Annotated in this window: 22 protein-coding genes and 2 pseudogenes; 15 read left to right on the top strand and 9 right to left on the bottom strand. The window is 65.4% G+C overall.

Annotated features, from left to right (window positions below):
- The first annotated feature begins 37 nt into the window (after positions 1-37).
- The 8 genes from CYU59_RS06400 to CYU59_RS06365 are packed head-to-tail and all read left to right on the top strand — an operon-like array spanning position 38 to position 8,786.
- Entirely contained in the window at positions 38-1,240 is a 1,203-nt protein-coding gene (locus tag CYU59_RS06400) for an MCE family protein (protein WP_292980520.1), read from the top strand.
- Positions 1,240-2,289, top strand: coding sequence for an MCE family protein (locus CYU59_RS06395; RefSeq protein WP_292980517.1), 1,050 nt, complete (start codon positions 1,240-1,242; stop codon positions 2,287-2,289). Before CYU59_RS06400 ends, CYU59_RS06395 begins: the two co-directional genes overlap by 1 nt.
- Entirely contained in the window at positions 2,276-3,346 is a 1,071-nt protein-coding gene (locus CYU59_RS06390) for an MCE family protein (protein WP_292980515.1), read from the top strand. Before CYU59_RS06395 ends, CYU59_RS06390 begins: the two co-directional genes overlap by 14 nt.
- Entirely contained in the window at positions 3,343-4,764 is a 1,422-nt protein-coding gene (locus CYU59_RS06385) for a virulence factor Mce family protein (protein WP_292980513.1), read from the top strand. The genes CYU59_RS06390 and CYU59_RS06385 overlap by 4 nt, the downstream gene beginning before the upstream one ends.
- Positions 4,761-5,921, top strand: a complete 1,161-nt coding sequence (locus CYU59_RS06380; protein ID WP_292980511.1) for an MCE family protein — start codon at positions 4,761-4,763, stop codon at positions 5,919-5,921. The genes CYU59_RS06385 and CYU59_RS06380 overlap by 4 nt, the downstream gene beginning before the upstream one ends.
- Positions 5,921-7,630 (top strand): MCE family protein, encoded by a 1,710-nt coding sequence (locus CYU59_RS06375; RefSeq protein ID WP_292980509.1) that lies wholly within the window; start codon positions 5,921-5,923, stop codon positions 7,628-7,630. Before CYU59_RS06380 ends, CYU59_RS06375 begins: the two co-directional genes overlap by 1 nt.
- The gene (locus CYU59_RS06370; protein WP_292980507.1) at positions 7,627-8,304 is read left to right on the top strand and encodes a mammalian cell entry protein; all 678 of its coding nucleotides are present in this window, start codon (positions 7,627-7,629) and stop codon (positions 8,302-8,304) included. Before CYU59_RS06375 ends, CYU59_RS06370 begins: the two co-directional genes overlap by 4 nt.
- Entirely contained in the window at positions 8,304-8,786 is a 483-nt protein-coding gene (locus tag CYU59_RS06365; protein WP_292980504.1) for a mammalian cell entry protein, read from the top strand. Before CYU59_RS06370 ends, CYU59_RS06365 begins: the two co-directional genes overlap by 1 nt.
- A 13-nt stretch (positions 8,787-8,799) precedes the next feature.
- Here the strand turns inward: CYU59_RS06365 and CYU59_RS06360 are convergent, their stop codons facing one another.
- The 3 genes from CYU59_RS06360 to CYU59_RS06350 are packed head-to-tail and all read right to left on the bottom strand — an operon-like array spanning position 8,800 to position 11,050.
- Positions 8,800-9,366, bottom strand: a complete 567-nt coding sequence (locus CYU59_RS06360) for a hypothetical protein (RefSeq protein ID WP_292980501.1) — start codon at positions 9,364-9,366, stop codon at positions 8,800-8,802.
- A 40-nt stretch (positions 9,367-9,406) separates the two neighbouring features.
- Positions 9,407-10,885 (bottom strand): trehalose-6-phosphate synthase, encoded by a 1,479-nt coding sequence (locus tag CYU59_RS06355; RefSeq protein WP_292980498.1) that lies wholly within the window; start codon positions 10,883-10,885, stop codon positions 9,407-9,409.
- Entirely contained in the window at positions 10,886-11,050 is a 165-nt protein-coding gene (locus tag CYU59_RS06350; RefSeq protein ID WP_292980495.1) for a hypothetical protein, read from the bottom strand. It lies immediately after the preceding gene.
- Between the two features lie 130 nt (positions 11,051-11,180).
- On the opposite strand from CYU59_RS06350, the gene CYU59_RS06345 reads away from it, so the two are divergent.
- From CYU59_RS06345 to CYU59_RS06335, 3 genes and pseudogenes are all read left to right on the top strand, one after another.
- The gene (locus tag CYU59_RS06345) at positions 11,181-12,080 is read left to right on the top strand and encodes an enoyl-CoA hydratase (protein ID WP_292980492.1); all 900 of its coding nucleotides are present in this window, start codon (positions 11,181-11,183) and stop codon (positions 12,078-12,080) included.
- 134 nt (positions 12,081-12,214) lie between these two features.
- Positions 12,215-13,042, top strand: coding sequence for an SDR family oxidoreductase (locus tag CYU59_RS06340; RefSeq protein WP_292980488.1), 828 nt, complete (start codon positions 12,215-12,217; stop codon positions 13,040-13,042).
- Between the two features lie 38 nt (positions 13,043-13,080).
- Positions 13,081-13,497, top strand: a pseudogene (locus CYU59_RS06335) (amidohydrolase family protein); the annotation flags it as partial.
- Positions 13,498-13,519: 22 nt separating this feature from the next.
- Here CYU59_RS06335 and CYU59_RS06330 read toward each other — a convergent pair.
- From CYU59_RS06330 to CYU59_RS06320, 3 genes are all read right to left on the bottom strand, one after another.
- Positions 13,520-14,446, bottom strand: coding sequence for an alpha/beta hydrolase (locus CYU59_RS06330; protein WP_292980486.1), 927 nt, complete (start codon positions 14,444-14,446; stop codon positions 13,520-13,522).
- 100 nt (positions 14,447-14,546) lie between these two features.
- Complete coding sequence (gene bphC, locus CYU59_RS06325) at positions 14,547-15,455, bottom strand: biphenyl-2,3-diol 1,2-dioxygenase (protein WP_292980485.1); 909 nt, start codon at positions 15,453-15,455, stop codon at positions 14,547-14,549.
- 11 nt (positions 15,456-15,466) lie between these two features.
- Positions 15,467-16,651, bottom strand: coding sequence for an acyl-CoA dehydrogenase family protein (locus tag CYU59_RS06320; protein ID WP_292980484.1), 1,185 nt, complete (start codon positions 16,649-16,651; stop codon positions 15,467-15,469).
- Between the two features lie 207 nt (positions 16,652-16,858).
- Between CYU59_RS06320 and CYU59_RS06315 the strand changes: the two are divergent.
- The 4 genes and pseudogenes from CYU59_RS06315 to CYU59_RS06300 form a co-directional block, all read left to right on the top strand.
- A pseudogene (locus tag CYU59_RS06315) lies at positions 16,859-17,083 on the top strand (cyclohexanone monooxygenase); the annotation flags it as partial.
- A gap of 5 nt (positions 17,084-17,088) precedes the next feature.
- Positions 17,089-17,865: an SDR family oxidoreductase gene (locus CYU59_RS06310; RefSeq protein WP_292980482.1), complete on the top strand. Its 777-nt coding sequence runs from the start codon at positions 17,089-17,091 to the stop codon at positions 17,863-17,865.
- Positions 17,866-17,885: 20 nt separating this feature from the next.
- Positions 17,886-18,677 carry an SDR family NAD(P)-dependent oxidoreductase gene (locus CYU59_RS06305; protein WP_292980480.1) on the top strand — a complete coding sequence of 264 codons (792 nt, stop codon included), beginning with the start codon at positions 17,886-17,888 and terminating at the stop codon, positions 18,675-18,677.
- A complete protein-coding gene (locus tag CYU59_RS06300; RefSeq protein WP_292980478.1) occupies positions 18,674-19,540 on the top strand; it encodes an alpha/beta fold hydrolase in 867 nt (288 codons plus the stop codon). The genes CYU59_RS06305 and CYU59_RS06300 overlap by 4 nt, the downstream gene beginning before the upstream one ends.
- On the opposite strand, the gene CYU59_RS06295 is transcribed toward CYU59_RS06300, so the two are convergent.
- From CYU59_RS06295 to CYU59_RS06285, 3 genes are all read right to left on the bottom strand, one after another.
- On the bottom strand, positions 19,533-21,074 hold the full coding sequence (locus CYU59_RS06295) for an LCP family protein (protein WP_292980824.1): 1,542 nt from the start codon (positions 21,072-21,074) through the stop codon (positions 19,533-19,535). The two genes, CYU59_RS06300 and CYU59_RS06295, sit on opposite strands and share 8 nt — an antisense overlap.
- Before the next feature lie 229 nt (positions 21,075-21,303).
- Entirely contained in the window at positions 21,304-22,050 is a 747-nt protein-coding gene (locus CYU59_RS06290) for an MBL fold metallo-hydrolase (protein ID WP_292980476.1), read from the bottom strand.
- Between the two features lie 10 nt (positions 22,051-22,060).
- On the bottom strand, positions 22,061-22,425 hold a 365-nt coding region (locus CYU59_RS06285; RefSeq protein ID WP_292980475.1), incomplete at its 5' end, for an oxidoreductase family protein.

Here is a 22,425-nt window from a genome sequence, read left to right as displayed (position 1 = left end):
TGACCGAGCAAACGGGCAACTAGCAGAAAGGGGGACAGTGGCAAGCACCGGCGCACAACGCACTCACGTCAGGCTGGCAGCGGCGCTGCTGGCCTCTCTGCTGCTGGGGTTCGTAGTGTTGACCTATCTGTCCTACACGGCCGCGTTTTCGCCGGTCGACACGGTCACGCTCACCGCGCCGCGCGCCGGCCTCGAGATGGACCGCGGCAACAAGGTCAAGTACCGCGGCATTCAGATCGGCAAGGTCGACGAGATCAGCTACGAGGGTGAGCATGCCCAGCTCAAACTCGCGATCGATGGCGGCCAGCTGCACTACATTCCGTCCAACGCCGCCGTCCACATCGCCAGCAGCACGGTATTCGGGGCCAAGTCGGTGGAGTTCATCCCGCCCAAGGCGCCGTCGCCCGCCGCGCTGCGGCCGGGTTCGCATCTGGCGGTCTCGGCCGTCTCGCTGGAAGTCAACACGTTGTTCCAGTCGCTGATCGGGCTGCTGCAGAAAATCGATCCGGTCGAGCTGAACGGGACACTGAGCGCGCTCGCCGAGGGGCTGCGCGGGCACGGCCACGACTTGGGCGGCGTGCTGTCCGGGCTCAATACCCTGACGCAGCAACTCAATCCGAAGCTTCCCGCGTTGCAGCAGGACTTCCGTCGGACCGCCGCCGTCGCCAACATCTACGCCGACGCGGCACCCGACCTGGTCACCGTCTTCGACAACACCCCCACGATCGCCAAAACCGTGGTGGATCAGCAGACCAACCTCAACACCAGCCTGCTGTCCGCAATAGGCCTGTCCAACAACGCTTATGACACGCTGGCGCCGGCCGAGCAGAATCTGATCGACGGGATCAAGCGTCTGCGTGCGCCGCTGAAGGTCGCCGCCGACTATTCGCCGGAATTCGGCTGCCTGTTCGGGGCGATCAACCGCGGAATCCAGGAGTTCGCGCCCATTCTCGGTGTCAAGAAGGCGGGTCTGTTCACCTCGTCGAGCTTCATCCTGGGTGCCCCGACCTACACCTATCCGGAGAGTCTGCCGAGGGTCAACGCCTCCGGCGGCCCCAACTGCCGCGGGTTGCCGGACCTACCCACCAAACAGACCGGTGGCTCGTGGTACCGCGCCCCATTCCTGGTGACTGACAACGCGAACATCCCCTACGAGCCGTTCACCGAGCTTCAGGTCGACGCCCCGTCCACGCTGCAGTGGCTGTTCCACGGCGCGTTCGCAGAGCGGGACGACTTCTGATGGACAGTCACGAGTCGCAGCGGTCGATCATGGTGAAGGTCGGGATCTTCACCGCGACCATGCTTTTGGTGGCGCTCGGTCTGGTGGTGACGTTCGGTGAATTCCGGTTCGGGCCGTCGAACACGTACCACGCCAACTTCCTCGACGCCACGAGACTGAAGGGCAACCAGAAGGTCCGCATCGCCGGGGTGCCGGTCGGCGCGGTGAAGACGGTCAAGCTCAACCCGAACAACACGGTGGACGTGGAGTTCACCGTCGACAAGCGCTACACCTTGTACTCGTCGACTCGTGCGCTGATCCGCTACGACAACCTGGTCGGTGACCGGTTCCTCGAAATCGCATCGGGCCCAGGTGAATTGCGGAAGCTCCCGCCGGGCGCGACCATCGACCAACGTCACACCCAGCCCGCGCTGGACCTCGACGCCCTACTCGGTGGCCTGCGTCCGGTGCTCAAGGGGCTGGACGCCGACAAGATCAACACCATCAGCGGCTACGTGATCGATCTTCTGCAGGGCCAAGGTGGGGCGCTGTCGAATCTGCTGGGCAACACCAACGCCTTCGGCTCGACGCTGGGTGCCCGCGACCAGGCGATCGGCAGCGTGATCACCAACCTCAACAAGGTGCTGGCCACCGTCGACGCCAAGGGCGCGCAGTTCTCCGACACCGTCGACCAGTTGCAGAAACTGATCACCGGTCTGGCCGAGGGTCGTGACTCGATCGCCGGTGCGATCCAGCCGCTGGCCACCACCACGACGGATCTGACTGACCTGCTCAAGCATTCACGCCGGCCGTTGCAGGGGATCATCGAGAACACCCGCCCGCTGGCCGGTGAGCTCAACGATCGACTGCCCGAGGTGAACAACGACATCGAGCAACTCGGCGAAGACTATCTCCGGCTGTCCGCGCTCGGCGCCTACGGCGCGTACTTCAACATCTACTTCTGCACGGTGTCGCTGAAGATCAACGGCCCGGCCGGCAGCGACATCATCATCCCGATGGGCGGCCAGGTGGATCCGAGCAAGGGCAGGTGCGCTTTTGTCAACAAGTAGCACCCACCGCCGCGACCGCGACCCACTCCGCACCGGGATCTTCGGAGTGGTCCTCGTGGTGTGCGTCATCCTGGTCGCATTCGGCTACACGTCGTTGCCGTTCTGGCCGCAAGGTCGGCCCTATACCGCGTACTTCGCTGACGCCGGTGGCCTCGATCCCGGCAATGACGTCTACGTTTCCGGCATCAAAGTCGGCAAGGTGCAAGCGGTTTCGCTGGCCGGCGACACAGCCAGGGTCGATTTCACCGTCGACCGTCACGTCAACGTCGGGAACGGCTCGCTCGTGGCGATCCGGACGGAGACCATCCTCGGCCAGCGTGCGGTGGCAGTGACACCGTCCGGAGCGGGAACCGCTACGACCATCCCGTTGAGTCGCACCACGACGCCGTACGCACTGGGCTCGGCGCTGGAAGACCTGGGCCACACCGCCGGCGAGTTGGACAAGGCGCAGTTCGAGAAGTCGCTGAAGGTGCTCACCGACGCATTGCACGACGCCACGCCGCAGCTGCGCGGGGCGCTGGACGGCATCACCACGCTGTCGCGTTCGTTGAACACCCGCGACGAAGCGCTGGAACAGCTTCTGGCCCATGCCAAGTCGGTGACCGGGGTGCTCGCCGAGCGTGCGGGCCAGGTGAACAAACTGATCGTCGATGGCAACCAGTTGTTCGCGGCGCTCGATGCACGCCGCGCCGCGCTGGGCGAGCTGGTCGCCGGCATCGACGACGTGTCGGCGCAGTTGTCCGGCTTCGTCGCCGACAACCGCAAGGAGTTCGGTCCGGCGCTGAGCAAGCTGAACACCGTGCTCGACGACCTCAACGAACGCCGTGACTACATCAGCGAAGCGTTGAAGCGATTGCCTGCCTACGCGACCACGCTCGGTGAGGTGGTGGGCTCCGGGCCCGGCTTCAACGTGAACGTCTACGGCGTGATCCCGGCGCCAATCGTCGGAATGATGTTCGACGCGGTGTTCCAGCCCGGCAAGCTGCCGAACAGCTTCGCGGATTACCTGCGCGGCCTCGTGCAGGAGCGCTGGAAATTGAGGCCGCAGTCGCCATGACCCTGACCTCGGCTATCCGGCAACGTCACCGCGGTGTGCGGTTGACGGTGGCTGTGCTGCTTGCGGTTTCGCTCGCAGTGAGTGCCTACCTGGTCTGGCCGGGCCGGGCCGGCAACAAGATCGTCGGCTACTTCACCTCGGCGGTCGGTTTGTACCCCGGTGACCAGGTCCGCATCGTCGGTGTTCCGGTCGGCACGATCGACTCGATCGAGCCGCGGGCCGAGGACGTCAAAATCACGATGTCGGTGGACAGCGGCGTCAAGGTTCCCTCGGATGCCCGCGCTATCGTCATGTCGCCCAACTTGGTTGCGGCACGGTTCATTCAGCTCGCCCCGGCCTACACCAGCGGACCCGCATTGTCCGACGGAGCCACCATCCCGCTGGCCAAGACTGCGGTGCCGGTGGAGTGGGACGAGGTCAAAGAGTCGCTGACCGATCTCGCCAAACAGCTCAGTCCCGCGGCCGGGCAGCTGCAGGGGCCACTGGGCAAGGCGATCAACCAGGCCGCCGACACCTTCAACGGCAACGGTGATTCGTTCCGTACGTCTTTGCGGGAGCTCTCGCAGGCCGCCGGTCGGCTGGGCGATTCGCGCACTGACATCTTCGGCACGGTCAAGAACCTGCAGGTGCTTGTCGACGCGTTGTCGGCGAGCAACGAGCAGATCGTCTCCTTCGCCGGGCACGTGGCCTCGGTGTCGCAGGTGTTGGCCAAGAGCTCGACCCACCTCGACAACACCCTCGGCACGTTGAATCAGGCCCTGATCGACGTCAAAGGCTTCCTGCAGCAGAACAATTCGACGCTGATCGGCACGGTCAACAAACTCACCGACCTGACCCAGGTGTTGAGCGACCAGAGTGAAGACATCGAACAGGTGTTGCACGTCGCCGGACCCGGTATCTCCAACTTCTACAACATCTACGACCCCGCGCAGGGAACCCTGAACGGCCTGATCTCGATTCCGGAGTTCGCCAACCCGGTGCAGTTCATCTGCGGTGGTTCCTTCGACACCGTGGCGGGTCTGTCCGGCCCGGACTACTACAAGCGCGCCGAGATCTGCCGCGAGCGACTGGGTCCGCCACTGCGCCGACTGACGTTCAACTATCCGCCGCTGATGTTCCACCCGCTCAACATGATCACCGCCTACAAAGGCCAGATCCAATACGACACCCCGGAGACCCAGGCCAAGTCTCAGACGCCTATCCCGGACCTGCATTGGATACCGGCGCCCGGTGCGCATCCGCCCAGCCCGACCGACCTGCAGGCGATGATGGTGCCGCAGGCTGCACCCAACGGTGGCGCTCCGGCGGCCGGCGCCCCGGGCCCGGCTCCGGTTCCGTTCGGTCCGCGGCCGGGTCCCGGTCCGGCTGCGCCACCGCCGGTCCTGCCGTTGCCGGCCGAGCAGGGAGCCGGGCGATGAAGCGGATCTTGTTGCGCGGCAGCGCCTTGGCCGCGGGAACTGCGCTACTGGCCGGCTGCCAGTTCGGTGGACTCAACTCGGTGGCGCTGCCCGGTACCGCCGGACACGGTTCGGGTTCGTTCTCGATCACCGTGGATCTGGCCGATGTGGCGACGCTGCCGCAGAACTCGCCCGTGATGGTCGATGACGTCACGGTGGGTAGTGTCTCGGGCATCGACGCGATGCAGCGCCGCGATGGAAGTTTCTACGCCGCGGTCAAGCTGGCGCTGGACAAGAACGTCGTGCTGCCGGCGAATTCGATTGCCCGGGTGGCCCAGACCTCGCTGCTCGGGTCCCAGCATGTCGAGCTGGCGGCCCCGCCGGATCAGCCGGGCGTCGGCCGACTCGTCGACGGCTCGGCCATCCAAGAGGCGCGGACCAGCCGCTTCCCGACCACCGAAGAAGTGTTCTCCGCGCTCGGCGTGGTGGTCAACAAGGGCAATCTTGGTGCGCTGCAAGAGATCACCGACGAGACCTTTCAGGCGGTCGCGGGCCGGGAGGGTCAGTTCACCAACCTGGTGCCGCGGCTGGCCGAGCTGACCGCCGGGCTCACCAACCAGGTGAACGACATCGTCGCCGCCATCGACGGACTCGACCGGTTCTCGACCATCCTGGCCAACAACAAGGACAGCCTGGGGCGGACGCTGGAGACGTTGCCCGAAGCACTGCGGGTGCTCAACAAGAACCGGGACAAGATCGTCGAAGCATTCGGTGCGCTGAAGAAGGTCTCGACGGTGGCGGCGCACGTTCTTTCGCAGACCAAGGTCGACTTCGCCGCGGATGTCAAAGACATCTACGCCAACATCAAAGCGCTGGCCGACAACCGGAAGAACTTCGTGACGTCGATGCAGTTGCTGCTCACGTTCCCGTTCCCGAACTTCGGCATCAAGCAGGCGGTGCGTGGTGACTACCTCAACGTCTTCACCACGTTCGATCTCACCGTCCGGCGACTGGGCGAGACGTTCTTCACCACCTCGTGGCCGCTGGACCCGAACATGCAGCACATGAAGGAGATCCTCAACCCGCCGGACTTTCTGCTCGGTGAAATGGCCAACCTCTCCGGGCAGGCCGCAGACCCGTTCAAGATTCCGCCCGGTACACCAGCGGGGAACAACTGATGCAGGATCGGCTGACTCGCGTCCAACTGGCCATCTTTGCTGTGGTCACGGTGATCACCGTGGTGATCATGGCGATCTTCTACCTCAGGTTGCCTGCCGCGCTGGGCATCGGAACCTACCGTGTGACAGCGAATTTCGTCGCCGGCGGCGGTCTGTACAAGAATGCCAACGTCACCTACCGCGGGGTCGCGGTGGGCCGGGTCGATTCGGTGGGCCTCACCCCGGACGGCGTCGACGCGGTGATGCGGCTGAACAGCGGCACCGTCGTCCCGTCGAACGTCACCGCATCGGTGAAGAGCGTCTCCGCCATCGGCGAGCAGTACATCGACCTGGTGCCTCCCAAGCATGCGGCCGCGGACAAGCTGCACAACGGATCGCGTATCGACCGGGCCAACACCGTGATCGGGGTGGACATCGCGACGCTGCTGCACCAATCGGAGACGCTGGTCAACAGCGTCGCCGACACCCGTCTGCGTGAGCTGTTGCGCGAAACCTTCAAGGCGTTCAACGGATCCGGACCGGAGCTGGCCCGGTTGTTCGAGTCGTCGCGCCTGCTCGTCGAGCAGGCCAACGCGGATTTCCCGCAGGCCTCGCAGCTGATCGACCAGGTCGGCCCGTTCTTGCAGGCTCAGATCCGCTCCGGCAACGACATCAGGGCGTTGTCTGATGGCCTCGCCCGGTTCACATCCGAAGTGCACCAAGCTGATCCGCAGCTACGCACGCTGCTGACCGTCGTTCCACCCGCCGTCGATCAAGCCAACACGGCGTTCTCCGGCATTCGCCCGTCGTTCCCGATGCTGGCGGCCAATTTGGCCAACCTGGGCCGCGTCGGCGTCATCTACCACAAGTCGATCGAGCAGCTGCTGGTCGTGTTGCCGGCCCTGTTCGCCGCGATCATCACCGCGGCCAACGGCGCGCCCCAGGACGAGGGTGCCAAGCTCGACTTCAAGGTCAACGTCGATCCGCCGCCGTGCACCACCGGTTTCGTTCCGCCACCACTGATCCGGACCCCGGCCGACGAAACGCTGCGGGAGCTGCCGACGGACATGTACTGCAAAACCGCCCAGAACGACCCGGCAGCGGTCCGCGGTGCGCGCAACTACCCGTGCCAGGAGTTTCCCGGCAAGCGGGCCCCGACCGTCGCGCTCTGCCGCGATCCGAAGGGCTACGTGCCGATCGGTACCAACCCGTGGCGCGGACCGCCGATCCCGTACGGCACACCCGTGACGAATGGGCTGAACATTTTGCCGCCCAACAAATATCCATTCATTCCGCCGGGCAACGACCCGGACCCGGGTACGCCGATCGCCGGGGCGCTTCCACCCGGGGTGATCGAAGGACCCGGTCCGGCACCGCACCAACCGTTTCCGGCGCAGCCACCGCCCAACACCGGTGGGACTGACGGGCGGCAGGCCTGGATACCACCCTCGCCCTACCCGCCGCAAGCTCCGGCCATCCCTTTCCCGAAAGCCGTTCCCGCGCCGCCACCGCCGGTGGGGTTGCCGGGCGCGCCGTATCCACCGGCCGAGAAACCGTGGGGCCCGCCGCCGGGCCCGGGTCCACGGGCCAACGGGACGTCGTACACCACCTATGACGACAGCACCGGCGAATTCCAGGACCCCTCGGGCGGCACTGGTATCTTCGCCCCCGGCAAAGCATCGACCGCGGAGAACTGGTTGGACCTGATGCTCGACCCGAGGCAGTTGTGACGGAGAAAGATCGGCCCGCGCGTCCACCGCGCCGGCGGGCGTCGAGGGCTGCGGGTCCGCACGGCGGTGAGCCGGCCACCGCCACAGTCGAAGTCGAGACCGCGAGCACGCCGAGCAAGCGGCCGAACGCACCGCTCGGTCCTCCACCGCGCCGGCCGTCCAACAGCAGGCGGGTCGGGTGGATCGCGCTGGCGGCCGGTCTGACCGGAATTGCGATCCTGGCCGGCGGGTTGGCCTTCGAGATCCATCAGCAACGTCAAGCCGATGCTGCGCACGCTCGGTCCCAGCGCTTCGTCGACACCGCCACCCAGACCGTGGTCAACATGTTCAGCTACAAACAGGACAACATCGACCAGAGCGTCGCCAGATTCGTCGAGGGCACCAGCGGGCCTCTGCACGGCATGCTCAGCAGCAACAACAACGTCGAGAACATCAAAGCGTTGTTCCGCCACACCGACGCGAACTCCGAGGCGGTCGTCAACGGTGCCGCACTGGAAAGTATTGACAGCGTGAGTGACAACGCTTCGGTGCTGGTGTCCATCCGCGTCACGGTGACCGATCTGGACGGGGTCAACAAACCGTCCCAGCCCTACCGGATGCGGGTGATCGTGCACGAGGACGAGGGCGGGCGGATGACCGGTTACGACCTGAAGTATCCCGACGGAGGTAATTGATGCGGTGGTTGATCGCCGCCGTCGTGTGCCTGCTGACCTCCGCCTTCGTCGGCCTGGCCGGCATCGGGGGCTGGCTCTACTGGGAGCGGGTCGAGACCCGGGGCGAACAGGCGGCCCGCACAGCGCTTCCGCCGCTGGCCACCAAGCAGATTCCGGAAGTCTTCGCCTACGACTTCCAAACGGTGGAGCGCAGTCTCAGTGCCGCGTACCCGCTGCTGACACCGGCGTACCGCCGGGAATTCGAGAAGAGCGCCAACGACAAGATCATCCCGGAGGCGCGTAAGCGCGAGGTCGTGGTCCAGGCGAGCGTGGTGGGCGTGGGAGTGATGAGCGCCCAACGTAATTCGGCATCGGTAATGGTGTACATGAATCGCACTGTGACCGACAAGACCCGCCAGCCGCTGTACGACGGTAGCCGGCTGCGGGTCGACTATCAGCGCCTCGACGGCAAGTGGTTGATCAGCTTCATCACGCCGATCTAGCCGATCCTCGGTGTCAGCGGCACTGCCCGATCTCGTTGCAGTTCAACGGATAACGGTCGACCGGATTAGGTAGAGGTCCCGTGAGCGCCAGCGAGAACGGCGTCTTCGTCATGGCCGGCTGCAGACCGCAGACGTCGCCGTGAATGCTGGTGTGCGTGCCGGTGAGCGACACGTCGTCGAACGCGTAGGTGTCCGTCGAAGCCGCCGTGCTGCCGTCCGGGCATGCGACGCCGTTGTTCTTGGGGACCTGAAACGTCCATAGATCGCTTGCCAATCGGGCCCGGCCGACGTAATTCGCCATCTTCTCCGAACGGCTGATCACCCGGGCGGTGGTGCTGCTGACGTTCAGCGCACACAGGTCGGCGGCAATCACGGGGTCGCTGAAGTCGGGGATCGCCCGTTGCCGCGACGGGGCGTCACACAGCGCGGAGATCTTCCACGTCGTCGCGGGCACGCCGGCCTCGGTGAAGGTGTACATGCCGTCCGGCGGCGGGCCGAGCGCCTGTGCGGGAATGGATGTTCCGACGGCGACGAGTGTCATGGCTGCGGCAGCGGTCAGGCCGCGGGAGATGAGCGCCATGCATCGATTATCGCAGTGCGCCAACTGCCGCACCATGGATTCAGCTGTTTGACGGCTGCTCGGCGGCCAGTGCGTCCAGAAATGCCCGGGCCCACCGGTCGACATCGTGGATAAGCACCTGCCGCCGCAACGCCCGCATCCGGCGTCGACCCTCGGTCTCAGGCTGACCGATCGCCGCCTCGATGGCGTCTTTGACACCCTCGAGGTCGTGCGGGTTCACCAGGTAGGCCTGTGTGAGTTCGGCTGCGGCGCCGGTGAATTCGCTGAGCACAAGCGCGCCACCGAGATCGCTGCGGCACGCGACGTACTCCTTGGCCACCAGATTCATCCCGTCTCGCAGCGGGGTCACCAGCATCACGTCGGCGGCCACGAAGAAGGCGATCAGTTCGTCGCGGGGGATCGGGCGATGCAGGTAGTGCACCACCGGGCGGCCGACCTCGCCGTATTCGCCGTTGATGTGGCCGACCTGACGCTCGATGTCCTCGCGCAATCTCTGGTAGCTCTCCACCCGTTCGCGGCTGGGGGTGGCGAGCTGAACCAGCACGGTGTCTTCACCTTTGACGCGGCCTTCGGCCAGCAGTTCGGACAGCGCGTTGAGCCTGACGTCGATGCCCTTGGTGTAGTCCAATCGGTCGACGCCGAGCATGATTCGGCGCGGATTTCCGATCTCAGCGCGGATCTCCTTGGCCCGTTTGCGGATGCCGCGGTCACGACCCTTCTGGTCGAGTTCGGCCGAGTCGATGGAGATCGGGAACGCCCCCACCCGCACGACGCGATCGTCGAGGTGCACTTCGCCGAGGCGTGAACGCACCCCGACCGAGCCGCGGGAGGTACTCGCGCCGAGCAGGCGTCGCGCCAGGATGAGGAAGTTCTGCGCGCCGCCGGCCAGATGGAAGCCGACCAGATCAGCGCCGAGCAGACCCTTGATGATCTCGGTGCGCCACGGCATCTGCATGAACAATTCGACCGGCGGGAAGGGGATGTGCAGGAAAAACCCGATCGTCAGATCGGGCCGCAGTTCGCGCAGCATCGCCGGCACCAACTGAAGCTGATAGTCCTGCACCCACACGATCGCGCCATCGGCGGCGGCCCGCGCCGCGGCCTCGGCGAACCGGCGGTTGACGTCGACGTAGCGGTCCCACCATTCCCGGTGGTAGATCGGTTTGACGATGACGTCGTGATACAGCGGCCACAGCGCGGCGTTGGAGAATCCCTCGTAGTACTCCTCGACGTCGTCGGCCGAGAGCCGCACGGGGAACAGCCGGAGGTCCTCATCGTCGATCGGCTCGTCGATGGCATCCACGTCGTCGTCGGCGACGCCGGGCCACCCTATCCAGGCACCGCGACGACGGCGTAGCAGCGGCTCCAGCGCGGTGACGAGACCACCCGGGCTGCGTTTCCAGTTCGTGCTGCCGTCGGGCAGTCGCTCCATGTCGATCGGCAGCCGATTGGCGACGACGACGAAGTCGGAGACACCGGCGGAAGGACTCTGTGAGTCCTCGCCGCCCGCGCGGGGCACTTACACCTCGATCTTCGAGGGTCCAATACCGAGCATCGCGATGAACACGCGGCACTCGTCGGCGTCGTTCGCATAGGCCGCGACGACACGCCTGGCCTGGCTTGCGGTGTCGTCGGGCAACGGCTCCACGTCTTCGATTTCGCTGGTGTCAGATTTGGCGGGCATGACATAACTGTAGGCGAAGTGCGTGATCAACCGCTCAGGGCGCTGCAACCCCGACGTGGCGGCGTTACGGCGTGGTCGTAATGTGTAACTCCCGAGACCATAGGCGAAGCCGAGGCGAATGAGGTGGCCGATGTCAGACTCCGATGAGTTGGTGGCTTACGAAACTCTCGACGAGGGCCGTATCGCGCGGATCTGGCTGAACCGCCCCGAGGCGCACAACGCGCAGAGCCGCGGCTTGCTCGTACAACTCGACGAAGCGTTCCTGCGCGCCGAGGCCGACGACGCCGTACGCGTGGTGATCCTGGCCGCCCGCGGCAGGAACTTCTCCGCCGGCCACGACCTGGGTTCGGAGCTGGCGCTGGCGGAGCGGGCTCCGGGCGATGCGCAGCTGCCCAGCTTCCGGAGCAACGGCGGCACCCGTGAAGCCGTCATGGAGAAGGTCTACCTGCAGGAGTGGCACTACTTCTTCCAGAACACCTGCCGCTGGCGTGATCTTCGCAAGATCACCATCGCCCAGGTGCAGGGCAACGCAATCTCGGCCGGCCTGATGCTGATCTGGGCGTGCGACCTGATCGTCGCCGCCGACAACGCGAAATTCAGCGACGTGGTGGGTGTTCGGATGGGGATGCCCGGCGTCGAATACTTCGCTCACCCCTGGGAGTTCGGCCCACGCAAAGCCAAGGAGTTGCTGCTGACCGGTGACTCGCTGGACGCTGACGAGGCCTACCGGCTCGGCATGGTGTCCAAGGTTTTCCCGGCCGACGACTTGGCCGACAAGACACTCGAATTCGCCCGCCGGATCGCCGAGCGGCCGACCATGGCTGCGCTGTTGGTCAAAGACTCGGTCAATGCCGCGTCCGACGCGACCGGCTTCACCGAAGCGTTGCGGCACGCCTTCCACATCCACGAGTTGGGTCACGCGCACTGGGCCGCGCACAACGAGAATCGCTATCCCGTCGGGCTGCCGCCGGACGTCGAGGATTGGCGTAACCCGAAGCCCACGAAGATCGCCCGCAAGGACACCCCCTAGCCGTCGGGTTTCGAGCGCGAAGCAGGAGCCTGGGCTGCGATCCTGCCTCGATGACGGCCGTGGCTTCTGGCTCGGGCACGCTGTATAACTAGAACCTGTTCCAGTTTCGCCACTGAAGGCACCAAGGGGTCGGCATGCAGCTTTCGTTTGAGGACCGCACCTACCTGGTGACCGGCGGTGGCAGCGGCATCGGTAAAGGGGTCGCCGCCGGCCTGGTCGCATCCGGGGCATCGGTCATGATCATCGGCCGCAATGCCGACCGCCTGGCAGCGGCCGTCGAGGAGATCGGCGCGGGCCAGCGCGGCGAGATTCGCTACGAACCCGCCGACGTCACCAATGAAGACGAAGTCGCCCGCGCGGTCGAAGCCGCCACGGCATGGCACGGCCGGTTGCACGGCGCCGTGCACTGTGCCGGCGGATCGCTGACCATCGGTCCGCTCACCCAGATGGACTCCGACGCCTGGCGGCGCACCGTGGACCTGAATATCAACGGCAGCATGTACGTTCTCAAGCATTGCGCCCGCGAAATGGTACGCAGCGGTGGCGGATCCTTCGTCGGCATCTCGTCGATCGCGTCCAGCAACACCCACCGATGGTTCGGCGCCTACGGCGTCACCAAGGCCGGGCTCGACCATCTGATGCAGCTGGCCGCCGACGAACTCGGCCCATCCTGGGTGCGGGTCAACAGCATCCGCCCGGGCCTGATCCGCACCGACATGGTCGCCCCGATCACCGACTCGCCCGAACTGTCCGAGGACTACGCGGCGTGTACGCCGCTGCCCCGGGTCGGGGAGGCCGAAGACATCGCCAACATGGCGATGTTCCTCCTCAGCGACGCCGCGGGCTGGGTCACCGGTCAGGTGATCAACGTCGACGGCGGGCATCTGTTGCGCCGTGGTCCGGACTTCACCGCGATGCTCGAGCCGGCGTTCGGCGCCGACGGCCTGCGGGGAGTTGTCTGACGGAAGTGTCCGCTGGCCGAGATGAGTATCTTGCGGTCACGGCGGACGCGCTGAGACTGACGCCTACCGAATACGCAAGGCGCAATTGCTATTTGGCCAGCGAACTGACGCCTTATGAATCCGGGATGATCGATTTCCTGGGGGCCGACCACATCATGTGGGGCCGTGACTATCCCCATGAGGAAGGTTTCACGCCGCACTCCAAGCTGACCATTCGCTGGGCACTGCACGACCGGTCCGAGGATGAGTGCCGAAAGATCCTGGGAGGTAACGCAGGTCAGTTGTACCGCTTCGATCTCGAAGCGCTGGCACCCGTCGCCAACGAGATCGGTCCCACCGTCGCCGAGGTGCACACACCGCTCGAGGACACCGGATATCTCGCACCCGCTGCCTTCGCCTACCGGCCGTTCGAAGGCGGGCTGGCTCTCGAGCGTCTGGCCCCCGCCCGTACGTAGGGCGTTCGGTCCCGAGGGGCCGTCACGGCTCACGCAGCAGCCGGGACAATTCCGCGCAGACCTGCTGTCGGGCCTGCTGTGCGATGCCGAGCGTGGGCATTGTCATGAATCCGTGAATGCCGCCGTCGAAGACGCATCGTGCGGTGGTCACCCCCGCGGCGTCGAGAGCGTCGGCGAAAGCGATGCCTTCGTCACGCAACGGGTCGTGGCCGGCGATGACAACGACTGCGGGAGGTAGACCCGTCAGATCCGCACGGAGCGGCGACGCGTAGGGGTGCTCCCGGTCGGCGGCGTCGGGTACGTACTGATCCCAGTACCAGCGCATTGCCGGCTCGGGATTGTAGAAACCCTTGCCGAACAACCGATACGACTCGGTGTCGAAGTCGGCAGCGATCACCGGGTACAGCAGCATCTGTGCCGTGGGCGGACGAGTTGCGCGGTCGCGCGCCATCAATGCGGTGACGGCGGCCAGATTCCCTCCTGCGCTGTCACCGCCCACCGCAATGCGCCGCGCGTCACCCCCGAGGTTCTCCGCCTGATCCGCCGCCCACTGCGTCACGGCGTACACGTCCTCGGCTGCTGCAGGCCACTGATGTTCCGGAGCCAGCCGGTAGTCCACTGAAACCACCAATGCCGGAATACGATTGGCGATGTCGCGGCAGAGGCCGTCGTGGCTGTCCAGGTCGCAGAAAACGAAGCCGCCGCCGTGGGCGTACACGAGGATCGGCAGGTGGCCGCCGCGTGCGGGCCGGTAGACCCGTACTGAAATGTCGCCGCCTGGCCCCGGGACGGTCGCGTCTCGGATGTCGGCCACCGGCTCGGGTTCGCGGGGTGGCACGAACCGTGACCTGATGGTCGCCCGTGCCTGGGCGCCGGTCATGGTGTGAACCGGCGGGAACCCGGCGTCCAGCGCCTCGATCAGGGGGGCGAGTTGCGGGTCGAGGATCATGCGTATTGCAAGGCCGGTCGTGTCAGTGCAGGACGATGAGGGAGCAGCGGTCGCATCTGCTGCAGCGTCGGGGCGACCCGCCGTGGGCCGTATGCGACATTCACAGCCGCATGGCCGCCGGCATCTCGCCGACCCACTGATGGCCCCAATAGCTGTCGGCGGTGATTTCCTCTGCGGTGTAGGAGGTTTCGTCGACTCGCAGACCGTCGGTGCCGAACTCGATGTCCCAGTCGCCGGGCGCGCGGACATAAAACGACACCATCTTGTCGTTGGTGTGGCGCCCGAGTGTGGACGACAGCTGGAAGCCTTCGGCATTGACGCGATCCAAGGCCTGACCAACCGCGTCTAAGGAGTCCACCTCGACCATGATGTGGACCAGACGGGGATCGCGTTGATGTGCGGCCGGCACAATCGCGAGGCTGTGATGACGTTCGTTGATGCCGAGGAAGCGCACCCGCACGGGGCCGAATTCCTTGGGCAGTGGAACACGGAATGCGCCACGGGAACGGAAACCCAGTACGTCGGTGTAGAACTCGAAGAGTGCGTTGGGATCGGTCGCGGGCAGCACGACGTGACCCAAGCCCTGACTGCCGGTCACGAACGATGCGCCGAACGGTGTGACAACCGGGCTGTGATCGAGCACAGCACCGTGAAACACCTCCAGTGTCGTGCCGGCCGGGTCGTCGAACGTGATCACTTCTTCGACCCGACGGGCTTCGGCCTCATCGGTTGACAGTTTCTTCAAGGGCACCCCGGCGCCGTCCAGAGCCGCGACGACCCGCTGCAGCGCGCGGTGATCGCGTACCTCCCAGCCGACAGTCAGCACCCGGTCGGCGTCGCCCGGCACCACGATCATCCGTGCGGCCCGCTCATCCATTCGCAGATACAGCGCCGAAGGGTCAGGTCCTTTGCCTTCGGCGAAGCCGAGGACGCCGAAGGCGAACTGACGCCACCGGTCGATGTCGTTGCTGGAAATGGTTATGTAGCCGAGGCTTTGCAGATCGCTCACGGTCGGTCTCCCTAGATCAGCGCCCGCAGCGGGCCCTCGGGTGGCTCGACACCGACCGAACTGAGCGCGGCTGCGTGATAGGTGGTGCCCGGGACATGGATGGCGTGCATTTGGCCGACATGTACGTCACGCCAGTACCGCTGCAGCGGCTTGTCCATCCGCGCCGCGTTGCCACCGGACCGCGCGAATATCTCGTCGACGGCGGACACCGCGCGCCACACGGCGCGGACCTGGGTGCGCCGGCCGGCCGCACGGTCTGCGAAGGACACCTCTTTGCCCGCGGCCACCATGTCGTAGATCCGGTCGGCGTTAGTGAGTAGCTCCTGCCGTGCCGCGTTGATGTCGGCCGCCGCCTCACCGACCGCGTACATCACGTAGGGGTCGTCCTTGATCGCGGTGCCGGTGGCCCCGACCCGAGCTCGCTGGTAGTCCAGGTGAGCAGCCAGCGCGCCTTCGGCGATGCCGATGGTCGCCGCGGAAATCCCGAGCGGGAACATCGTCGACCACGGCATCAGATAGAGCGGCTCGGTCATGCCGGCTTCGCGCTGCGCGGTGCCGTCCATCACCTTGGCGGCATCCATCGTTCGGTAGCTGGGTACGAACGCGTCTTTGACAGCGACGTCCTTGGATCCGGTTCCGCGCAGCCCGACCACATCCCAGGAGCCGTCGATGATCTCGTAGTCTTTGCGCGGCAGAATCATGTGCACCATCTGGGGCGGCATCAGCGGGATGCCCTTCTCGTCACCGAGCATCGCGCCCAGAATGATCCAGTCGCAGTGGTCGGTGCCGGAGCTGAACTGCCAGCGGCCGTTGAAGATGCAGCCGCCGTCGACGGGCCGGGCAACACCCTGGGGTGCATAGGGCGAGGCCATCCAGGTGTCGACGTCGTCAGCCCAGATCTCGGCGGAGACCTTCGGGTCGGCGTAGGCCAATTGATAGGGATGCACACCCACGACGCCGACGATCCAACCGGCGGCCGGATCGAGGGCCGCGGTCGCCATGGTCGTCTCGGCGAATTCGCGCGGGTGAACCTCGAAGCCCTGGTACTGCTTGGTCTGGAGCAATCGGATCAGACCGGCGGACTTCATCATCTTGACGGTGTCGTCGGTGAGCCGCCCTAATTGTTCGGCGCTGTCAGCCTGTTCGCGCATCTGGTCGGCCAGGTCCATCACTCGGTCGAGTACACGTTCGCTCATGTCGGCGTCCTTCGTTGTGTAGGCCTAGTGATGGTCTACCGCAGAGCACGGCCTGTTCGCGGCCAATCCCGATGAGCGGGCGGAATCCTCTGCTGTCGGGTGTGGTGTCCAATGACCGGGAAACCGCGGTGGCCTGGCCGGCGCCTTACCTACAGTGCTCCTTGTGACGGTTGACGAACCTCTGGACGCGACGGTGGTGGGCGCCGGACCACAGACGCGGTGGACGGCTGGGCCGCGGAATTGGCGCATCGGGCCGAGGAATCGTTGTTCACCAAAGCCAACTCCTGGTACATGGGCGCTAACGATCCGGGTAAGCCGAGAGTGTTCATGTTGTTCATCGGTGGCTTCGCCGCTTACAACAAAATCTGTGCCGAGGTGGCGGACTCCAGTTACAAGGGATTTGCCCTGACCAAGGCTGAAGGCAGAAAGTGATTGCGATGCAGAGTAATTCAGGTCAGCTGGCCGGCAAGGTCGCGCTGATCAGCGGCGGGTCGGGCGGGCTGGGCGCGGCGTTTGCGCGGCTGATACTCGAGCGCGGCGGCAGCGTGGTACTGGCTGACCTGCTGGACGATGAGGGAACCAGGCTGGCCGGTGAACTCGGCCCGCAGGCCCGCTACATCCACCTCGACGTCACCGACGCAGAGCAGTGGGCGGCCGCCGTCCGATTCACCCTCGACGAGTTCGGTTCCCTGAGCGGATTGGTCAACAACGCCGGAGTATCGACCGGGCAGCTGATCGAACACGAACCGCTCGCGCACTTCCGCAAGGTGGTGGATATCAACCTGACGGGGGTGTTCAACGGCCTGCAGTCGGTCATCAAGCCGATGCGCGAGGGCGGCGGGGGGTCGGTCGTCAACATCTCCTCTGCGGCAGGCATGTTCGGCTTGGCCTTCACCGCGGGTTACGGCGCGTCGAAATGGGGGGTGCGCGGCCTGTCGAAGATCGCCGCTGTCGAGTTGGCGCCGGACCGCATCCGGGTGAACTCCGTGCACCCCGGCATGGTGTACACCCCGATGACCGTCGACATCGGCATCCAGCCCGGTGAGGGCAACTACCCCAACACCCCGATGGGCCGGATTGCGGAGTCGGGCGACATCACCGGCGCCGTCGGTTTCCTGCTGTCCAACGATGCCGCCTATGTGACCGGCGCCGAGATCGCCGTCGACGGTGGATGGACCGCTGGTCCGACGATGAAATATGTTATGGGACAGTGACCTTGAACAGGAGCGCGTAGATGAATCGTTTAGCAGGTAACCGGATTCTGGTGACCGGCGCGGCCTCGGGAATTGGTCAAGCGACCGCGCTGCGCCTGCTGGACGAAGGTGCTGCGGTCGTCGGCGCCGACGTTGCCCCCGACGGGCTGGAGAAAACCCGCGCCCGCGCCGCGGAGGCCGGTACGGGTGAGCGGCTGACCACGCTGGAGATGAACATCGGCGAAGAGGCTTCGGTGGTCGAAGGTGTGCGCTCGGCGGTCGACACGCTGGGTGGTCTGGACTCGGTGGTGAACGCCGCCGGGATCCTGCGTGCCGTGCACACCGAACAGATGGCGCTGGAGCAGTGGAACCAAATCATCGGGATCAATTTGACCGGGACGTTTCTGGTGGTTCGCGAGGCCATCCCGAACCTTCTGCAGAATCCGCGCAGCGCGATCGTCAACTTCAGTTCCACGTCAGCGTCATTCGCGCACCCCTACATGGCGGCCTACGCGGCGAGCAAAGGCGGCGTCCAGTCGTTCACCCATGCGCTGGCGCTGGAGTACGCGAGTAAGGGACTGCGCGCCGTGTGTGTGGCGCCCGGAAGTATCAAGTCCGGAATCACCGATGCCACCGGCGGATACATTCCGCAAGACGCGGATTGGGGCCTGTTCACCAGGTTGATGCCGATCCTGCCGACGACCGAGGAGTCCAGCGGTACCGGCATGGCCGCCCCGTCGGCGGTGGCTGGCGTGATTGCGATGCTGGTCTCCGACGACGGCGCGTTCATCACCGGCACCGAAATTCGCATCGACGGCGGCACCCACGCGTGAGTCTTACCTACGAAGGCTCCTTACGCGAAGTCGGCACCGACGCCGGCGTCCTCCGCTACCACGAAGCCGGCCCGGCCGACGGTCGTCCGCTGTTGCTGCTGCACGGATCTGGCCCGGGTGTGACGGGCTGGCGGAACTTCCGCGGCGTGCTCGGCACCTTCGCCGAGTCCTTCCGCTGCCTGATTCTGGAATTCCCCGGTTTCGGAGTCAGCGATGACTTCGGCGGCCATCCGATGATCACAGCGCTGGATGCGGTGGTGCGATTCGGTGACGCGCTCGATTTGAAAACCGTTGACATCGTGGGTAACTCGATGGGCGGCGGGGTCGGGATCAACTATGCGATCGCCCACCCGGAGCGGGTGCGACGGCTGGTGACCATCGGCGGTATCGGCCGCAACATCCTGACTCCTGGTCCCGCAGAAGGCATCCGGTTACTGCAGGAGTTCACCGACGATCCCACCCGCGAGGGGCTGATTCGGTGGTTACAGTCGATGGTCTATGACCCGGCGATCGTGACCGACGAACTCATCGAGGAGCGGTGGAGTCATGCAACCGATCCGGCGACGTTGGCCGGCGCGCGGCGGATGTACGGCAAGGAAGCCTTCACCCAGATGATGAAGGCTCTGGAGTCGTCCAAGGGTCCGCAACCGTGGGCCGTCATGCACCGGGTTCTGGCGCCGACGCTGATCACCTGGGGACGCGACGACAGGGTCAGCCCGCTGGACATGGCGTTGCTCCCGATGCGGACCATCCCGAACGCCGAGTTGCATGTGTTCCCCAACTGCGGCCACTGGGCGATGATCGAGGCGAAAGAGGCGTTCGAGAGCGTAGTGCTGGCCTTCTTGCTCCGAGAGGTCAGTTGACGCAGGGGACTCCGCCACCACCGATCGGCACACCTCGATCGGGTGCCGGTTCGGTCGTGCTCGTGGTGGTTGCGGATTTCCACCCGTAATTGCCGTAAATCGATGCCGGCGTAGTGGTTTCGGTCGTGGACTCGTCCTGGCTGGGAAGCGAGAAACTGTCGTCGACGACCACCTGGACGTGCCCGAACTCCAGTGCGCGATTTGGCTTGTCGGGTGCGTCGATGCCCAGCATGCTTGCCAATTCGCGTGCGTCCTTGTCGGCGCCCGGCGCGTATTCGATTGCGGTCGTAGTGGGTTCACCGCGCACCCGGTCGCGTACCGAGCCGGTGTTGTAGCCGTCGCGCTTGAGTGTGCGGGCCAACTTGCTGGCCAGGCCGCCGACGCTGCTGGCGTTCACCACGTCGACCACGGTTGACAAATCAGGCGTGCCGACGTCGGTCGTCGACGCGGTCGATGATGTCCCGAAGGCCGCTGCCACTTCGGCTTTGATCGCCGCCGGGTCGACGATGTTGACGTCTTGGCCGTTGATGTTGTCGTATCGCACAACGGGCAACGTTCGGTACTCGACTGATCCGCCGGCAAGCGCGCCCATCCTGCGGAACATGTCCTCGTCCCAGCCGGCCGAGAGCACAACGTCTTTGCGTGCCACCGCCATCAAGCCCTTCAACTTGCCGAGGTTGGTGAAGGTGCCGGTGTCCTGGAGTTGGTGCATGACCGAGGAGAGGAAGGCCTGCTGGCGGTGCGTCCGGTCCAGGTCGCCGTTCTCCAGGCCGTGGCGCTGCCGAACGAACGCCAGCGCCTGCCCGGCATCCAATGTCTGCGGCCCGGCCGGGAAGTCGGCGCCCGAGTACTCGTCGTACACAGCGTGTTTGAGGCAGACGTCCACTCCGCCGAGGCTGCTGGCCAGGTCGTAGAAGCCGGCCAGATTGACCTCGGCGAAATAGTCGATCGGCACCCCGGTCAACTTTCGCACCGCCTTGAGCGTCGCTGCGCGGGCGGCCTCGCGCCCTTTGGTCTCCAGCTGCTTCTGGTCGCTGACACCCTTGTCGATCATTTTCTGCTCGACGTACTGCTTGGTCAGCCCGTAGGCCTCTTTGATCTTGATGTGGTTGTAGCCCGGTACTCCGTTCCACGCGACCCAGTCGTCGCGGGGGATCGAGAAGGCCGACACTTTGTCGTCGGGTCCGATGTGAGCCAGGATCAACGTGTTGGTGTTGTAGCCGCCGTCATCGGAATCGCCGGCGTGCAGATGCTTCAGCACGCTCCAGGGCAGATCGTCGCCGTTCTGATCCTTGCGGGAGTCGAGCCCGATCAGCAGGATGTTCATCCCGTTGCCGGTGGATTTCGGATCCTCGGGGCTCAGCGCCTGAGAGACGGTGATCCCGCTCAGCACGCCGTGCGCCATCCAGTAGCCAGACCCGGTGGCCAGCAGGGCCCCTGCGGCCACCACCGAGCCAACCGCATGCAGCAGCGTGCGGCGACGGGTCTTCGGCGTCGTCGCGCGGTGGCGATGCTTGGGGTCGGATCGCTGCAGTGCGTTCACCACAATCTCGGCTGTTTCATGAGGTCGGCGCCAGACCGGCTGATTGTGCTCAGGCGCTGATTGGTACTTGGGTCTAGTATGCGGCAGCTTTCTAAGGACCGTCCTGTGACCCAGCTAACCGCACAGCAGTCTCAGCAGCTCCGAAAAGCCGCTGAACAGCAACGATGCCGATGAATTGCAGTGTTGTGCGACCGTACCAATTGTGGCCGAATCGTGCCGTTCACAGCTCGAGAATGGCTCCGTCGGCGGCCGGCAGGGTGGCGTCGAAGTGAGCCTGAGCTGCTTCGGCGGTGCGTTCGGCAACTCCGGGCAGGGGATGGTTATGGGTGATCAGCAGGCGCTCCACGCCGGCCTGAGCGGCGATCGTTCCAGCCTCCTCGCCAGACGTGTGTCCGCGCTCCGCCGCACTGGGCTCCCATGCCTCGTGCAGCAATGTCGCCACACCTGTCACACGTCGAACCGTCACCGGGTCGAACTCGGTGTCGGTGCAGTAGGCGAAGCGGTCGCCGACCCGGAACCCGGCCGATGGCAGCGGATGGCGCGTCTGCTCCCACGTTTCGATTTCATGCCCGGCGAAACCCAGCGTGTCCCAACCCAACTCCGCCCAGCGAGCCGACGCCAGCGGCGACGTGGTCTGGAACGGAGACGCCAGAAGCTGCCCCTCCACGATCGAGCGGGTCGGCCGACCGTAGGCCATCGAACCCGGGCCGGCGATCGTGAGCTCGCGGCCGCCCAGCGCTCGGCCGCTGACGAATCCCAGACCGGTCACGTGATCGAGATGGAAGTGGCTCAGCACCACCGTCACCGACTCGATGCCATTCAGTAGGGATGGGTTGATGTGCAAGGCGCCGAAACCGGTTCCGGCGTCCAGGATCAATGCCTCGGTTCCAGAGGTGATCAGATAGCAGCTGGTCTGGCGGGAGCTGGTGGGAATCCATCCACCGCTGCCGAGCACCGTCATCCGCATGACGAGAAATCTACGTCGACAGCGATTGCCTCAACGCGGCGACGGTGCCCAAGTCAGAAAGCGCGGCCACTCCGCGTCGAAGTCCTTCCAGGGCAATGCCTTCGTCCTGCATGCCGCCCATGCCCGCGGTGATCAGTGGCGCCACGTAGGCATACAGCGCGCCCTGCCGATAGCGCAGCCAGAGTTCGTCCGCGTCCAGCTCCGGGCCGTCGGCAGCGGCCAGGGCGGCCCGATAGACCGCGAGGAGCTCGCGTTCGCTGGATCGCCGATCGGCGGTGGCCATACCCGTGACCAGTGTGTAGGACAGTTCGCGGCCGGGGTGGCCACGCCGCACCGCCTGCCAGTCGAGCAGCCCGGCTGAACCGTTGCGGAAGT

The sequence above is a fragment of the Mycobacterium sp. genome (assembly GCF_002863225.1).
GTDB lineage: Bacteria > Actinomycetota > Actinomycetes > Mycobacteriales > Mycobacteriaceae > Mycobacterium.
The sequence above is the reverse complement of the archived record's forward strand: the minus strand, read 5'-3'. Positions and strand labels throughout refer to the sequence as shown.

Bases quoted from the DNA above. Each gene is read 5' to 3' on its own strand.
- CYU59_RS06395 (WP_292980517.1), top strand. From the start codon at position 1,240: ATGGACAGTCACGAGTCGCAGCGGTCGATCATGGTGAAGGTCGGGATC.
- CYU59_RS06385 (WP_292980513.1), top strand. From the start codon at position 3,343: ATGACCCTGACCTCGGCTATCCGGCAACGTCACCGCGGTGTGCGGTTG.
- CYU59_RS06380 (WP_292980511.1), top strand. From the start codon at position 4,761: ATGAAGCGGATCTTGTTGCGCGGCAGCGCCTTGGCCGCGGGAACTGCG.
- CYU59_RS06375 (WP_292980509.1), top strand. From the start codon at position 5,921: ATGCAGGATCGGCTGACTCGCGTCCAACTGGCCATCTTTGCTGTGGTC.
- CYU59_RS06365 (WP_292980504.1), top strand. From the start codon at position 8,304: ATGCGGTGGTTGATCGCCGCCGTCGTGTGCCTGCTGACCTCCGCCTTC.
- CYU59_RS06360 (WP_292980501.1), bottom strand. From the start codon at position 9,366: ATGGCGCTCATCTCCCGCGGCCTGACCGCTGCCGCAGCCATGACACTC.
- CYU59_RS06350 (WP_292980495.1), bottom strand. From the start codon at position 11,050: ATGCCCGCCAAATCTGACACCAGCGAAATCGAAGACGTGGAGCCGTTG.
- CYU59_RS06345 (WP_292980492.1), top strand. From the start codon at position 11,181: ATGTCAGACTCCGATGAGTTGGTGGCTTACGAAACTCTCGACGAGGGC.
- CYU59_RS06340 (WP_292980488.1), top strand. From the start codon at position 12,215: ATGCAGCTTTCGTTTGAGGACCGCACCTACCTGGTGACCGGCGGTGGC.
- CYU59_RS06330 (WP_292980486.1), bottom strand. From the start codon at position 14,446: ATGATCCTCGACCCGCAACTCGCCCCCCTGATCGAGGCGCTGGACGCC.
- CYU59_RS06320 (WP_292980484.1), bottom strand. From the start codon at position 16,651: ATGAGCGAACGTGTACTCGACCGAGTGATGGACCTGGCCGACCAGATG.
- CYU59_RS06310 (WP_292980482.1), top strand. From the start codon at position 17,089: ATGCAGAGTAATTCAGGTCAGCTGGCCGGCAAGGTCGCGCTGATCAGC.
- CYU59_RS06305 (WP_292980480.1), top strand. From the start codon at position 17,886: ATGAATCGTTTAGCAGGTAACCGGATTCTGGTGACCGGCGCGGCCTCG.
- CYU59_RS06290 (WP_292980476.1), bottom strand. From the start codon at position 22,050: ATGCGGATGACGGTGCTCGGCAGCGGTGGATGGATTCCCACCAGCTCC.